The sequence below is a fragment of the Rhodococcus sp. NPDC003322 genome, from assembly GCF_053589555.1.
The window spans coordinates 284,595-297,070 of the sequence record NZ_JBSFSC010000004.1 but is presented as its reverse complement, the minus strand read 5'-3'; the positions used below and the strand labels follow the sequence as shown (position 1 = coordinate 297,070).

The window sequence follows — 12,476 nt, the reverse complement described above, 5'->3', positions numbered from 1 at the left end:
GGCATGAGTGCGGCCCTCGCTCACCCGGGGATCGCGCTCGCGCTGCTGTGCGCGGCGATGGCGCTCGCCGCGGCCGTGGTGTACCGGGTCGCCGGGCTCGACCGTCCGTGGTCGGTGCCTGCGGCCGCGGCCCGCGGCGCCGCCCAGTTGGCCGCGGTCTCGCTGGTGTTGGCGGCGGCGCTACGACATCTGTGGTCGGCGGCGGCGGTGCTGGTCGTGATGTTCGTTGCGGCCTCGGTCACCGCCGCCCGCCGATCGCGGTCCGGCCGATCCGGGATGTGGCTGACCGCGGCACTGGCGACGGGCATGGCGGCGGTCCTGCCCCCGATGCTGCTCAGCGGTGTGGTGCCGTTGGAGGGTGTCGCGCTGATCCCGATCGGCGGCATCGTCCTCGGTAACGCGATGACGTCCACCTCACTGGCCGCCAAACGCGCACTCGATGCCATCGGACAGCGGCGCGGCGAGGTGGAGGCGGCGCTCAGTCTCGGCCTGAGCGAACGGGATTCGCGGATGCTGGTGGTCCACGACAGCGCCGCGGACGCCCTGTTGCCGGGGCTCGATCAGACCCGCACGGTCGGGCTGGTGACGCTGCCGGGCGCCTTCGTGGGTGTCCTGCTCGCGAGCGGATCCGCGGTGCAGGCGGGGGCCGTGCAGATCCTGGTGCTCGTCGGAGTCCTGCTGGCGCAGACCTGCGCGGTCTCGGTGACGATGGAACTCGTCGCCCGCGGGGTGGTCAGGCGCTGACGCACCTGTGCGCGCTTTCGGTGGCGGGAGCCACCGAAAGCGCGCACAGGTGCCGGAGGTGCTTACGCGCCGATCAGGCGCTGCGCGAGGTAGCCCTCGACCTTGTCGAGGGAGACCCGCTCCTGCTCCATGGTGTCGCGCTCACGCACGGTGACGGCGTGGTCGTCGAGGGTGTCGAAGTCGACCGTGATGCAGAACGGGGTGCCGATCTCGTCCTGGCGGCGGTAGCGACGTCCGATCGCGCCGGCGTCGTCGAACTCGACGTTCCAGTTCTTGCGCAGAGTCGCCGCGAGATCCTTGGCCTTCGGGCTCAGTGCCTCGTTGCGGCTCAGCGGCAGCACCGCCGCCTTGACCGGCGCGAGCCGGCGGTCGAGGCGGAGCACGGTGCGCTTGTCGACGCCACCCTTCGCGTTCGGCGCCTCGTCCTCCTGGTAGGCGTCGACGAGGAAGGCCATCAGCGAACGGGTCAGGCCGGCCGCCGGCTCGATCACGTACGGCGTGTAGCGCTCACCGGTGGCCTGGTCGAAGTACTTCAGGTCCTGACCCGAGGACTCCTCGTGGACGCGCAGGTCGTAGTCGGTGCGGTTCGCGACACCCTCGAGTTCGCCCCACTCGCTGCCCTGGAACTCGAAGCGGTACTCGATGTCGACGGTGCGCTTGGAGTAGTGCGACAGCTTGGCCTCGGGGTGCTCGTAGAGACGCAGGTTGTCCGGGTTGATGCCGAGGTCGGTGTACCAGGCGAGGCGGGTGTCGATCCAGTACTGGTGCCACTCCTCGTCCTCACCGGGCTTGACGAAGAACTCCATCTCCATCTGCTCGAACTCGCGGGTGCGGAAGATGAAGTTGCCGGGGGTGATCTCGTTGCGGAAGCTCTTGCCGATCTGGCCGATGCCGAACGGCGGCTTCTTGCGGGAGGTGGTGAGCACGTTCGCGAAGTTGACGAAGATGCCCTGCGCGGTCTCCGGGCGGAGGTAGTGCAGGCCCTCCTCGGACTCGACCGGGCCGAGGTAGGTCTTGAGCATCATGTTGAAGTCGCGGGGCTCGGTCCACTGACCGACGGTGCCGCAGTCGGGGCACACGAGGACGTCCATCGCGACGTCGTCGGGGTTGTCGAGACCCTTCTTCTCGGCGTACGCCTCCTGCAGGTGGTCCTGCCGGTGCCGCTTGTGGCAGTTCAGGCATTCGACGAGCGGGTCGTTGAAGACGCCGACGTGGCCGGACGCGACCCACACCTGGCGGGGCAGGATGACCGAGGAGTCCAGGCCGACGACGTCGTCGCGGCTGGTGACCATCGACCGCCACCACTGCTTCTTGATGTTCTCCTTGAGCTCGACGCCGAGCGGCCCGTAATCCCAGGCGGACCGGGTGCCACCGTAGATCTCGCCACATGGGAAGACGAGACCTCGACGCTTGGCGAGGTTGGCGACGGTTTCGACCTTGGACTTGGGTGCCACTGGGGAAGCTCTCCATCTGGGTAATAGATGCTGTGTGGATAGGGACGTGCGTTCCCAGCCTATCGGCAGGGGCGAGCGCACCCCAATTCACCGTTTGACATGCATACTCGTGCATATCAAAATGGATACGGTTTGCAATAAGGTCACCGTGAGCCCGAGCACGACACCCCGGACATCCACCGCGAAGGAGTACGCCGAAGTGAGCATCACCGACGCCGACGGCCTGCACAGCCCCGGCGCCGAAGCCACTCCCCCCGCACAACTGCCGGGTCGCGAGACCATGGACGCCGCGGGCGACCTCCTGCGAGCCCTGGCCGCGCCGGTGCGGATCGCGATCGTCCTGCAACTCCACGAGGCTCCGCGGTGCGTGCACGAACTCGTCGACGCACTGGAGGTCACACAGCCGCTGATCAGCCAGCACCTGCGAGTCCTCAAGTCCGCGGGCGTGGTTCGCGGCGACCGCTCCGGGCGCGAGGTGGTCTACCGCCTCGTCGACGACCATCTCGCCCACATCGTGATCGACGCCGTCGCCCACGCCGAGGAAGGACACTGACGTGACCGACAAGCCCCGCATCCCGGTGGTGGTCGGCGTGCGCGCGACCAAGCAGCGCAGCGCGATCTCGGCGCTCCTGGACGAGATCGACGAGTTCCGGTCCGCCCAGGATCTGCACGACGAGTTACGCAAGCGCGGCGAGGGCATCGGCCTGACCACCGTGTACCGCACCCTGCAGACCCTCGCCGAGGCCGGCACCGTCGACATGCTCCGCACCGACACCGGGGAGTCGGTGTACCGCCGCTGCTCGTCGGGCCACCACCATCACCTGGTGTGCCGGTCGTGCGGGTTCACCGTCGAGGTCGACGGTCCGGAGGTCGAGCGGTGGTCACAGTCGATCGCGGAGGCCAACGGGTTCACCGACGCCAGTCACACCGTGGAGATCTTCGGCACCTGCCGCACCTGCGCCACCGCGTGACGACTCTCGTCAACCAATGGTTGACGATCCCCCATCGTCAACTTAGAGTTGACGCATGTCGGAACCCACACAACTCACCCCCAAGATCCGGCTCGACGACCTGATCGACGCGATCAAGAAGGTCCACGCCGATCCGCTCGAACAGCTCTCCGATGCGGTGCTCGCCGCCGACCACCTCGGCGATGTCGCCGACCACCTGATCGGCCACTTCGTCGACCAGGCCCGCCGCACCGGCGCCTCCTGGACCGACATCGGCCGCAGCATGGGCGTCAGCAAGCAGGCCGTGCAGAAGCGGTTCACCCCGAAGGATCCCGGCACGGCCGCCGACCTCGATCCGAACCAGGGCTTCAACCGGTTCACCCCGCGGGCACGCAACGTCGTCGCCGCGGCGCACAACGAGGCCAAGGCCGCCGGCTCAGTCGAGGTCACGCCCGCTCATCTGACCCTCGGCCTGCTCGCCGAACCCGAGTCGCTGGCCCTGCTGCTCCTCGGCAGGCAGTCCGTGACCGTGGACGCCGTCCGCGAGGGCGTCACCGCCACCCTGCCCGCGCCTGCCGACGAGACACCCGAACTGATCCCCTACGACACCGCCGCACGCAAGGCACTGGAACTGACCTTCCGTCACGCACTTCGACTGGGCCACAACTACATCGGCACCGAGCACGTTCTCCTCGCACTGCTCGAGGTCGAGGACGGCAACGGTCCGCTGTCGGGCCTGGGCGTCGACCGCGACCGACTCGAGGCGGACCTCACCGCGGCCCTCGCCGCACTCACACCGAAGGAGTCCTGAGCGGACGCCAACGGATCGGTCGGAACATCCGCCGCATCACCGCCTGCGCGCGGTCGGTGTACGGCGGGTAGGCGAACCTCGGGTCGGACTGCCCGACCACCGGCAGCGGGGTCAGCGGTAGGTGTCGCCGGTGATTGCGGAGATGACGTCGAGCAGGTGCACCACCACGAACCCGAACAGGCCGAGGCCCAGCAGCGCGAGTGACACGAAGGCAATCCAGGCGAGTGCACGCACCGCACCGGCGACCTCCACCCTGCCACCGAGGATCCGAAGGTACAGGACGCCGAGGTCTATCAGCCGAACCAGAAGGATCATCGACGGATCTCCGCTCGCAACCGACCATGCCTCACGTCATGCACACATTCGAGAAGGTGAGCACCGGCCAGCACACGACGGAACCGAGGAACGAGATCACGACGTCGAGTCCGTGCATGTCCCGCAGGTGATCGGTGTGCGTGAGCGTCCACACGACGCCCATGACGAAGTACGGGATGCCCACCAGGATCAGGACTCCGAGGAACTCGGAGACCTTCATCTCGTAGTGCAGGATTCGGTCGAGCGCATTCATCAGGCGACGCCCCCTCGTGATCGCTGTCGACAGGTCTGCGGCCGGACCGGATCGCAACCCCCTCGGGCACGTATGTTAACAGCGATTCGCATCTGCGCAACCAATGGATCCCCGCAAATCCATTCGCACCGAATGACTCCCGAGTACACCTTCCTCACCCAGGGAATGGGAATGGAACAGGTGCGCGACCAGCTCCTGGCGGCCGTTCACCCCGGCCTTCGTGAAGAAGCCCGGTCGTACGGGATCTACGACCGGATCGCCCCGAGGATCGCATGCCGAAACTCCGATGTGTCACCTGATGCGCGGGCAACATCCCGCACGGTCGAACGGAGCATCTCGGCATTTAGCCTCACGCCCATGTCCCCAGTCTGTGCCGGCCCGATGCACGACCGGTACCCCCAAATCCTGGGGGTACCGGCGCGGGAGCCGGCCCGGGGGGTCGGGCGACCTCCGCTACGGCAGCAGGCCCTGCCTGCTGTCATCCACCCCGGAAAGCACCAGCAGGAGCATCGTGGTCAACGCCTCGTCGGTCAGTCCGGCGGCCGGAAAGGTGTACCGGAGGATGACATCGGCGAACCGGCCGCGGGTGATCACGGAGACGAGTCCGAACTGCAGCGCCGCGTTCTTGTCGGCGACCCTGCGGTGCAGTGTGGTGCTGACCGGCCGGTCCCAGGCCAGCACCGCCGTCAGCGCCAGCACCTCCAGTCCCGGAGCCAGGGCCACCGCCCGCAGCGAACACAGCGCCCCGGCGTACTCGAATCCCAGTGAGCCGTCGTCGGTTTCGGTGACGGTCACGAAGTGCGCGAGAGTGTCGCGGGCGCGGCCCTGCAGCACCTGTGCGGTGTCCTCGCTCACTGCTCCTTCACCCCACCGAACCTCCGGTCGCGGGAGGCGTACTCCACGCACGCCGCCCACAGGTCACGTCGGTCGAAGTCGGGGAACAGCTTCTCCTGGAACACCATTTCCGCGTAGGCGGACTGCCAGATGAGGAAGTTCGAGGTGCGCTGCTCGCCGGACGGCCGCAGGAACAGGTCGACGTCGGGCATCTCCGGCTCGTCCAGGAACCGGGCGACGGTCGCCTCGGTGACCTTCTCCGGGTTGATCTCCCCGGCCGCGACCCGCCGCGCGATCTCCCTTGCCGCATCGGCGATCTCGGCTCGGCCGCCGTAGTTGACGCACATCGTCAGCGTCATCACGTCGTTGTCCTTGGTCATCTCCTCGGCGATCTCGAGTTCCTTGATCACCGACGCCCACAGCCGCGGCCGCCGTCCCGCCCAGCGCACCCGCACACCCATCTCGTGCATCTCGTCACGCCGGCGCCGGATCACGTCCCGGTTGAACCCCATGAGGAACTTGACCTCCTCGGGGCTGCGCTTCCAGTTCTCGGTGGAGAACGCGTATGCCGAGAGCCACTTGACGCCGATCTCGATGCAGCCCTCGAGGGTGTCCATCAGCACGGCCTCGCCGCGCTCGTGACCGGCGGTGCGGGGCAGGCCCCGCTCCTGCGCCCAGCGACCGTTGCCGTCCATCACCAGCGCCACGTGCCGGGGGATCAGTTCCGGCTGAATGATCGGGGGCCGGGCACCGGACGGGTGCGGGCGGGGGGGCCGGATCTCCCGGTCAGGCGAGGCTTGCGGTGCGCGTCGTCGGATCACGCCCTTCATCCTGCCCGACCGCCTCGTCGACGGCGGCATGCGGCCGGGACCGCTCGATCAGCGGCAGCGTCCGCAACTGCCGTTCCAGGTGCCACTGCAGGTGCGCGGCCACCAGCCCGGACGCCTGGGAGCGCACCGCCGGGGAGACGGTCTCGGTGTACGCCCATTCGCCGCGGTCGAGGGCGCTCATCAGGTCCAGCACGCCGGGTGACGGGGTGGCCGCACCGGGCGGACGGCAGTGCACGCACACCGCTCCCCCGGCCGCGACGTGGAAGGCGCGGTGCGGTCCGGGAGCGGCGCAACGGGCGCACTCGTCGAGGGCCGGGGCCCAGCCGGCGAAGCCCATCGCCCGCAGCAGGAAGGCGTCGAGGATCAGCTCCGGCGGACGGATCTGGTCACTGACCGCCCGCAACGCGCCGACGGTCAGCCGGTGCAGCCGCGGCGCCGGGGCCCGCTCCTCCCCGGACAGCCGCTCGGCCGTCTCGAGGATCGCGCACGCGGTGGTGTAGCGGCCGTAGTCGTCGACGATGTCGGTGGCGAAGGCGTCGAGGGTCTGCACCTGGGTCACCACGTCGAGGCTCCGGCCGGGGTAGAGCTGGACGTCGATGTGCGCGAACGGTTCGAGCCGGGCCCCGAACTTCGACTTCGTCCGGCGCACGCCCTTGGCAACCGCCCGGACCAGACCGTGCTGGCGGGTGAGCAGGGTGACGATGCGGTCCGCCTCGCCCAGCTTGTGCTGGCGCAGCACCACCGCATGATCCCGGTACAACCTCACCGAACCAGTCTCCCACGGGGCACCGTCACCCCCGCACCCCCCGCGCCGTGAGTCCTCTTGACCCGCGAGTGGGCGAAAAGGACTCACGGGCGGCGGAGCCGCTGCTACCGTTCGTTCGAACGAACAGGGGGCGCGACATGAGCGTTGACACCGGTCAACAGGGGGCACCGCGGGCGGGCGCGGTCGGGAACGAGGGGTCCGACCGCGCCTGGCCGTCGCTCGAGGAGTGCGCGCGGTCGCTGGCCGCCGGCGAGACCACCGCGGTCGCGATGGTCACCCGCAGTCTGGACGCCATCGCCGCCGCCCAGCCGACCCTGAACGCGTTCAAGGTGGTGCGCCGCACCGCCGCGCTGGCCGAGGCCGCCGACGCCGATCGCCGTCTCGCCGCGGGCGAGCGGCTCCCCCTGCTCGGCGTCCCGATCGCCGTCAAGGACGACGTCGACGTCGCCGGCGAACCCACGGCATTCGGCTGCGCGGGCGACTTCCCCGCCAAGACCGCCGACTCCGAGGTGGTGCGCCGCCTGCGCGCCGCCGGCGCGGTGATCGTCGGCAAGACCAACAGCCCCGAGTTCGGCCAGTGGCCCTTCACCGGCGGCAGCTTCGGCCACACCCGCAACCCGTGGGACCGCGGCCGCACCCCGGGAGGCTCGTCGGGCGGCAGCGCCGCCGCGGTCGCGGCGGGACTCGTGCCCGCCGCACTGGGCTCGGACGGCGCCGGTTCGGTGCGGATCCCGGCGTCATGGACCAACCTGGTCGGCATCAAGCCGCAGCGCGGACGGATCTCCACCTGGCCGGATCCCGAGGCGTTCCACGGCATCACCGTGATCGGCCCGCTCGCGCGGACGGTCGCCGACGCGGCGCTGCTCCTCGACCTCGTCGCCGGACCGCACGACGGCGACCTGCACACGCCACGGCCGGTCACCGTCCGCGAGGCCGCCGACCGCGACCCCGGACCGCTGCGGATCGCGCTGTCGCTGAAGCGGCCGTTCACCGCGACCCCGACCGCGCTGCACCCGGAGATGCTCGGCGCTGTCGGCGCCGTGGCACACACCCTGCGCCGGCTCGGGCACCAGGTGGTCCTCGCCGACCCGGACTACGGAATCACGTTGGGCGCCAACTTCCTTCCCCGGTCGATGGCCGGGCTGGAGCTGTGGCGACGACGCGCACCCGACCCGTCGCTGCTCGACCCGCGCACCCTCGCGAACGCCCGCAACGGACGCCTGCTCGGCGGCCTGCCGCTGCGCGCCGCTCGCGCCGCCGAGCCGCGGATCCGGCGGCGGATCGGCGCGATCTTCTCCGAGTTCGACGTGATCCTCGCCCCGACCACCGCGACCCCGCCGCCTCCGGTCCACGCGATCGACCACACCGGACACTTCGATACCGACAAGGTGATCACCGCCGCGTGCCCGTACACCTGGCCGTGGAACGTGCTCGGCTGGCCGTCGGTGAACGTCCCCGCCGGGTTCACCGCCGACGGGCTGCCGCGGGGCGTGCAGCTGATGGGTCACGCCTCCACCGAGCCGATGCTGGTGGCGCTCGCGGCGCAGCTCGAACGCGAACTGCGCTGGGACACGGTGCGTCCCGACCGGTGGTGGTGAAATGACGACGCAGACGGCGCCGGCCCGGGACCGGATCCTCGACGCGGTGCTGCACGTGATCGGCACGGACGGCGTCGCGGCGGTGACCAATCGGCGGATCGCCGCGCAGGCGGGCGTGTCGCTCGGCTCGATCACCTACCACTTCCCCACCCGGACGGACATGCTGCGCGACGCGCTGCTCGGTTTCGTCACCGACGAGACCGCCCGGCTGACGACCCTCGCGGAGAGCTACCGGGACCGGGGACTGAGCATCGTCGACGCCGCGTCGCTGACCGAACAGGTGGTTCGCGACCTCGGCTGGTCGGCCGAGCGTCTGGCTCCGTTCGAGCTGTACATCCAGGCCGGCCGCGACCCGTCGCTGCAGGATGCCGCCGACGAGTGCTTCGCCGCCTACGACGCCCTGACCGTCACGATCCTCGAGGCCCTCGGGGTGCCGGACGCCGCCGCAGTCGCCCCGACCCTGGTCGCGACGATCGCCGGTCTGCAGCTGCGCCGCGTCGCGACCGGCGTGCCGCAGGACGTCTCCGTCGCGATCCTGCGGCTGCTCGCCGGCGGCTGACGCGGCGCCGGGGCGGCTTCAGTCGTCCGGTCCGGCACCGCGGTCGGGTGCGGTCATGTCGCCCGTCCGCGGCGTGCCCTCGGCGAGCCCGTAGCGCAGGTACACCGTGCCCTTCGGACCGGCCACCGGCGCATCGAGAAGGGTGAGGTTGGTGGGCACGGCGCCGCCGTCGAACACCTTCTTCCCGACGCCGAGCACGATCGGATGCACCCAGAGGTCGAGGCGGTCGAAGAGCTTCTCGCGCAGGAGGGTCTGGACCAGGTTCAGGCTTCCGACGACCTTCACGTGTTCGTGCCGGTCCCGGATCTCACGCACCGCGGTCACCAGATCCGGGCCGAGTTGCGTGGACCCTGCCCACGAGAGGTCGGGCCTGCCGCGGGACGCCACGTACTTCGGGACCCTGTTGAAGAGCGTCGCGATCTCGTTGTCCTCGCCGCCCTCCTGATGGGGCCAGTAGGCGGCGAAGATGTCGTACGTCCGTCGGCCGAGCAGGAGGGCGTCCGTGCCCTCGTACGCGGCACCGACCTGCGCCCCGGAGACCTCGTCCAGCAGGGGCGCCTGCCAGCCGCCGAACGGGAACCCGACCGGGTCCTCCTCGGGGCCGCCGGGTGCCTGCCCGACGAGGTCGAGGGTTGCGAACAGCTCGATGTGGATGAGACCCATGCCGTCCTCCAGTTGAGGTGGTTGTCCTTCCTTGGAAGGTAGACCTCCTGGCGTCGACGGACAGGCACCTTCCCAAGGACACCCGGCGGTGTGATGCTGGTTCTTGGTCGACTGAACCGAGGAGGTTCCCATGGTCACCACCAAGGCACTGCTGGTCCGGCTCGAGGCGAAGGCAGGCAAGGAGGACGCGGTCGAGGAGTTCCTGCGGTCGGCGGTGCCGCTCGTCGAACAGGAGCCGGACACCACTGCGTGGTTCGCGGTGCGGTTCGGACCGTCGTCGTTCGGGATCATCGACGCGTTCCCCGACGAGGCCGGGCGGGCGGCGCATCTGGGTGGGGCCGTCGCGAAGGCTCTCGGCGAGCGCGCCGAGGAACTGTTCTCCGTGCCGCCGGAGATCAGCAATCTCGACGTCCTCGCCGACAAACTCTGACCGGGGAGGAGGGGATCAGAAGCCGAGCCGGCCCAGCTGCTTCGGGTCGCGCTGCCAGTCCTTGGCCACCTTGACGTGCAGTTCCAGGTAGACCTTGGTTCCGAGCAGCTTCTCGATCTGGGTGCGGGCCTTGGTGCCGACGTCGCGCAGCCGGGCACCGCCCTTGCCGATGACGATGCCCTTCTGGCTGGGGCGTTCGACGTACAGAAGCGCGTGCACGTCGAGCAGTTCGCCCTGCTTCTCCGTGCGCCCCTCGCGTTCGACGATCTCCTCGATGACGACGGCCAGCGAGTGCGGCAGCTCGTCGCCGAGGCCCTCCAGCGCGGCCTCGCGGATGAGCTCGGCCATCAGGGTTTCCTCGGGCTCGTCGGTGAGCTCGCCGTCCGGGTAGAACGCCGGACCCTCCTCCATGTGCGAGGCCAGCACGTCGACCAGCACCTCGACCTGCTCCCCCGACGAGGCGGACACCGGCACCACGTCGGTGTCCGGTCCGAGGAGCTTGGAGACGGCCATCAGCTGCTGCGCGAGCTGGTCCTTGCTCACCTTGTCGATCTTGGTGACGATGCCGATCAGCTTGGTGCGCGGCGCGACCTGCCGGACCTGCTCGAGGATCCAGCGGTCGCCGGGACCGATCTTCTCGTCCGCCGGGATGCACAGGCCGATCGCGTCGACCTCCGAATAGGTGTCGCGCACAAGGTCGTTCAGCCGCTGCCCGAGCAGGGTGCGCGGGCGGTGCAGACCGGGGGTGTCGACCAGGATCAGCTGCGCGTGGTCGCGGTGCACGATGCCGCGGATGGTGTGCCGGGTGGTCTGCGGCCGCGACGAGGTGATGGCGATCTTGCTGCCGACCAGCGCATTGGTCAGCGTCGACTTGCCGGTGTTCGGGCGGCCGACGAAACAGACGAAGCCGGAACGGAATTCGGTGGTGGTCATGCGTGCTCCTGGGTGTCGGTGTCGGCGTCGTCGGGTTCCGGTGCGCGCCAGGCGAGAACGGTGGTGATCCGGACGCGGCCGCGCATGTCGCTGCCGCCCTCGGCCCGCAGCACGAGGCGCTCGGCGGTGTCCGAGTCGTCGCCGGCGGCGACCACGACCTCGGAGCCGGGCAGCGGCACGCGGCCGAGTTGGTAGCCGACCAGGCCGCCGACGGTGTCGACCTCGTCGCTGTCGATCTCGAGGTCGAACAGTTCGCCCAGGTCCTCGAGCGGCAGCCGCGCCGAGACGCGGTAGCGGCCGTCCTCGAGGTCCTCGACGGGCGGGATCTCGTCGGTGTCGTACTCGTCGGCGATCTCGCCGACGATCTCCTCGATCACGTCCTCGATGGTGACCAGTCCGGCGATGCCGCCGTACTCGTCGACGAGCAGCGCCATGTGGTTGCGGTCGCGCTGCATCTCCGCGAGGAGGCTGTCGAGGGGTTTCGAGTCGGGCACGAACACGGCCGGCCGCATCACCTCGGCGACGGTGACGCCGCGGCCGCCGTCGGTGGAGTGGTACGTCTTCTGCACCAGGTCCTTCAGGTACACCACGCCGAGGACGTCGTCGGCGTTCTCACCGATCACCGGGATTCGCGAGTGTCCGCTGCGCACGGCCAGCGAAGTGGCCTGCCCGGCCGACTTGTCGGCCTCGATCCACACCATCTCCGGTCGCGGCACCATCACCTCACGGGCCGGGGTGTCGCCGAGTTCGAAGACGGACTGGATCATCCGGCGTTCCTCGTCGGCGACGACGCCGCGCTCCTGCGCCAGGTCGACCAGCTCACGCAGTTCGATCTCGGACGCGAACGGTCCGTTGCGGAATCCCTTGCCGGGGGTGAGCGCATTGCCGATGACGATGAGCAGCCGGCTGATCGGGGTGAGCAGGACACCGAGCCACTGCAACGGCAGCGCGGCTGCGAGCGCGATCGAATAGGCGTGCTGACGGCCGACGGTGCGCGGCCCGACACCGATCACGACGTAGTTGACCAGCACCATCACCACTGCGGTGACCGCGAGCGCCCAGCCACGCGTGAGCAGTTCGAGCAGACCCGCCGCGAGCAGCACCGTCGCACTGATCTCGGCGGCAATGCGCAGCAGCACCATCAGGTTGACGTAGCGGGGCCGGTCCTCGACGACCGCAAGCAGCCGCTGGGCGCCGGGACGTTCGTCCTTGGCCATCTCCAGGGCGCGGGCCGGCGAGACGGTGTTGAGCGCGGAGTCGAGGGCGGCGAACAGCCCACCGAGGAGAACGAGGACGACAGCGAACAGGATCAGTACGACGGCACCGGTCACCGGTG

General features: G+C 69.7%; 16 protein-coding genes. 7 read left to right on the top strand and 9 right to left on the bottom strand.

Features of this window, described 5'->3' with window-relative positions; translation table 11 throughout:
* The first annotated feature begins 3 nt into the window (after positions 1-3).
* The gene (locus ACWDUM_RS17660; RefSeq protein ID WP_450112762.1) at positions 4-744 is read left to right on the top strand and encodes an ABC transporter permease; all 741 of its coding nucleotides are present in this window, start codon (positions 4-6) and stop codon (positions 742-744) included.
* Between the two features lie 62 nt (positions 745-806).
* Here the strand turns inward: ACWDUM_RS17660 and ACWDUM_RS17655 are convergent, their stop codons facing one another.
* On the bottom strand, positions 807-2,198 hold the full coding sequence (locus tag ACWDUM_RS17655) for a glycine--tRNA ligase (protein ID WP_450112761.1): 1,392 nt from the start codon (positions 2,196-2,198) through the stop codon (positions 807-809).
* A 199-nt stretch (positions 2,199-2,397) separates the two neighbouring features.
* On the opposite strand from ACWDUM_RS17655, the gene ACWDUM_RS17650 reads away from it, so the two are divergent.
* From ACWDUM_RS17650 to ACWDUM_RS17640, 3 genes are read left to right on the top strand one after another with little or no spacing between them, the layout of a single operon-like run.
* Positions 2,398-2,751, top strand: a complete 354-nt coding sequence (locus ACWDUM_RS17650) for an ArsR/SmtB family transcription factor (protein ID WP_450134950.1) — start codon at positions 2,398-2,400, stop codon at positions 2,749-2,751.
* A 1-nt stretch (position 2,752) separates the two neighbouring features.
* Positions 2,753-3,169 carry a Fur family transcriptional regulator gene (locus ACWDUM_RS17645; protein ID WP_450112759.1) on the top strand — a complete coding sequence of 139 codons (417 nt, stop codon included), beginning with the start codon at positions 2,753-2,755 and terminating at the stop codon, positions 3,167-3,169.
* A 55-nt stretch (positions 3,170-3,224) separates the two neighbouring features.
* Positions 3,225-3,959 (top strand): Clp protease N-terminal domain-containing protein, encoded by a 735-nt coding sequence (locus ACWDUM_RS17640; RefSeq protein WP_450112758.1) that lies wholly within the window; start codon positions 3,225-3,227, stop codon positions 3,957-3,959.
* A 111-nt stretch (positions 3,960-4,070) separates the two neighbouring features.
* On the opposite strand, the gene ACWDUM_RS17635 is transcribed toward ACWDUM_RS17640, so the two are convergent.
* The 5 genes from ACWDUM_RS17635 to recO all read right to left on the bottom strand — a co-directional run bounded on the left by ACWDUM_RS17635 (position 4,071) and on the right by recO (position 6,957).
* On the bottom strand, positions 4,071-4,274 hold the full coding sequence (locus ACWDUM_RS17635; RefSeq protein ID WP_450112757.1) for a hypothetical protein: 204 nt from the start codon (positions 4,272-4,274) through the stop codon (positions 4,071-4,073).
* A gap of 31 nt (positions 4,275-4,305) precedes the next feature.
* On the bottom strand, positions 4,306-4,527 hold the full coding sequence (locus tag ACWDUM_RS17630; RefSeq protein ID WP_450112756.1) for a hypothetical protein: 222 nt from the start codon (positions 4,525-4,527) through the stop codon (positions 4,306-4,308).
* A 453-nt stretch (positions 4,528-4,980) separates the two neighbouring features.
* Positions 4,981-5,382, bottom strand: coding sequence for a hypothetical protein (locus ACWDUM_RS17625; protein WP_450112754.1), 402 nt, complete (start codon positions 5,380-5,382; stop codon positions 4,981-4,983).
* A complete protein-coding gene (locus tag ACWDUM_RS17620; protein ID WP_450134949.1) occupies positions 5,379-6,191 on the bottom strand; it encodes an isoprenyl transferase in 813 nt (270 codons plus the stop codon). Before ACWDUM_RS17620 ends, ACWDUM_RS17625 begins: the two co-directional genes overlap by 4 nt.
* The gene (recO, locus tag ACWDUM_RS17615) at positions 6,148-6,957 is read right to left on the bottom strand and encodes a DNA repair protein RecO (RefSeq protein WP_450134948.1); all 810 of its coding nucleotides are present in this window, start codon (positions 6,955-6,957) and stop codon (positions 6,148-6,150) included. Before recO ends, ACWDUM_RS17620 begins: the two co-directional genes overlap by 44 nt.
* Positions 6,958-7,094: 137 nt before the next feature.
* On the opposite strand from recO, the gene ACWDUM_RS17610 reads away from it, so the two are divergent.
* Complete coding sequence (locus ACWDUM_RS17610; RefSeq protein WP_450134947.1) at positions 7,095-8,555, top strand: amidase; 1,461 nt, start codon at positions 7,095-7,097, stop codon at positions 8,553-8,555.
* A gap of 1 nt (position 8,556) precedes the next feature.
* Positions 8,557-9,114 carry a TetR/AcrR family transcriptional regulator gene (locus ACWDUM_RS17605; protein WP_450134946.1) on the top strand — a complete coding sequence of 186 codons (558 nt, stop codon included), beginning with the start codon at positions 8,557-8,559 and terminating at the stop codon, positions 9,112-9,114.
* Between the two features lie 18 nt (positions 9,115-9,132).
* Here ACWDUM_RS17605 and ACWDUM_RS17600 read toward each other — a convergent pair whose 3' ends face one another.
* Positions 9,133-9,777 (bottom strand): dihydrofolate reductase family protein, encoded by a 645-nt coding sequence (locus ACWDUM_RS17600; protein ID WP_450134945.1) that lies wholly within the window; start codon positions 9,775-9,777, stop codon positions 9,133-9,135.
* A gap of 130 nt (positions 9,778-9,907) precedes the next feature.
* Between ACWDUM_RS17600 and ACWDUM_RS17595 the strand changes: the two genes are divergently transcribed.
* Positions 9,908-10,207, top strand: coding sequence for a putative quinol monooxygenase (locus tag ACWDUM_RS17595; RefSeq protein WP_450134944.1), 300 nt, complete (start codon positions 9,908-9,910; stop codon positions 10,205-10,207).
* Positions 10,208-10,222: 15 nt separating this feature from the next.
* Here the strand turns inward: ACWDUM_RS17595 and era are convergent, their stop codons facing one another.
* Together era and ACWDUM_RS17585 are read right to left on the bottom strand one after the other, a co-directional pair.
* Entirely contained in the window at positions 10,223-11,140 is a 918-nt protein-coding gene (gene era, locus ACWDUM_RS17590) for a GTPase Era (RefSeq protein WP_450134943.1), read from the bottom strand.
* Positions 11,137-12,471, bottom strand: a complete 1,335-nt coding sequence (locus tag ACWDUM_RS17585) for a hemolysin family protein (RefSeq protein ID WP_450112746.1) — start codon at positions 12,469-12,471, stop codon at positions 11,137-11,139. The genes era and ACWDUM_RS17585 overlap by 4 nt, the downstream gene beginning before the upstream one ends.
* Positions 12,472-12,476 lie beyond the last annotated feature (5 nt).

Coding starts and splice junctions, on each gene's coding strand:
- ACWDUM_RS17660 (WP_450112762.1), top strand. CDS start 4: ATGAGTGCGGCCCTCGCTCACCCGGGGATCGCGCTCGCGCTGCTGTGC.
- ACWDUM_RS17640 (WP_450112758.1), top strand. CDS start 3,225: ATGTCGGAACCCACACAACTCACCCCCAAGATCCGGCTCGACGACCTG.
- ACWDUM_RS17635 (WP_450112757.1), bottom strand. CDS start 4,274: ATGATCCTTCTGGTTCGGCTGATAGACCTCGGCGTCCTGTACCTTCGG.
- ACWDUM_RS17630 (WP_450112756.1), bottom strand. CDS start 4,527: ATGAATGCGCTCGACCGAATCCTGCACTACGAGATGAAGGTCTCCGAG.
- ACWDUM_RS17620 (WP_450134949.1), bottom strand. CDS start 6,191: ATGAAGGGCGTGATCCGACGACGCGCACCGCAAGCCTCGCCTGACCGG.
- ACWDUM_RS17610 (WP_450134947.1), top strand. CDS start 7,095: ATGAGCGTTGACACCGGTCAACAGGGGGCACCGCGGGCGGGCGCGGTC.
- ACWDUM_RS17605 (WP_450134946.1), top strand. CDS start 8,557: ATGACGACGCAGACGGCGCCGGCCCGGGACCGGATCCTCGACGCGGTG.
- ACWDUM_RS17600 (WP_450134945.1), bottom strand. CDS start 9,777: ATGGGTCTCATCCACATCGAGCTGTTCGCAACCCTCGACCTCGTCGGG.
- ACWDUM_RS17595 (WP_450134944.1), top strand. CDS start 9,908: ATGGTCACCACCAAGGCACTGCTGGTCCGGCTCGAGGCGAAGGCAGGC.
- era (WP_450134943.1), bottom strand. CDS start 11,140: ATGACCACCACCGAATTCCGTTCCGGCTTCGTCTGTTTCGTCGGCCGC.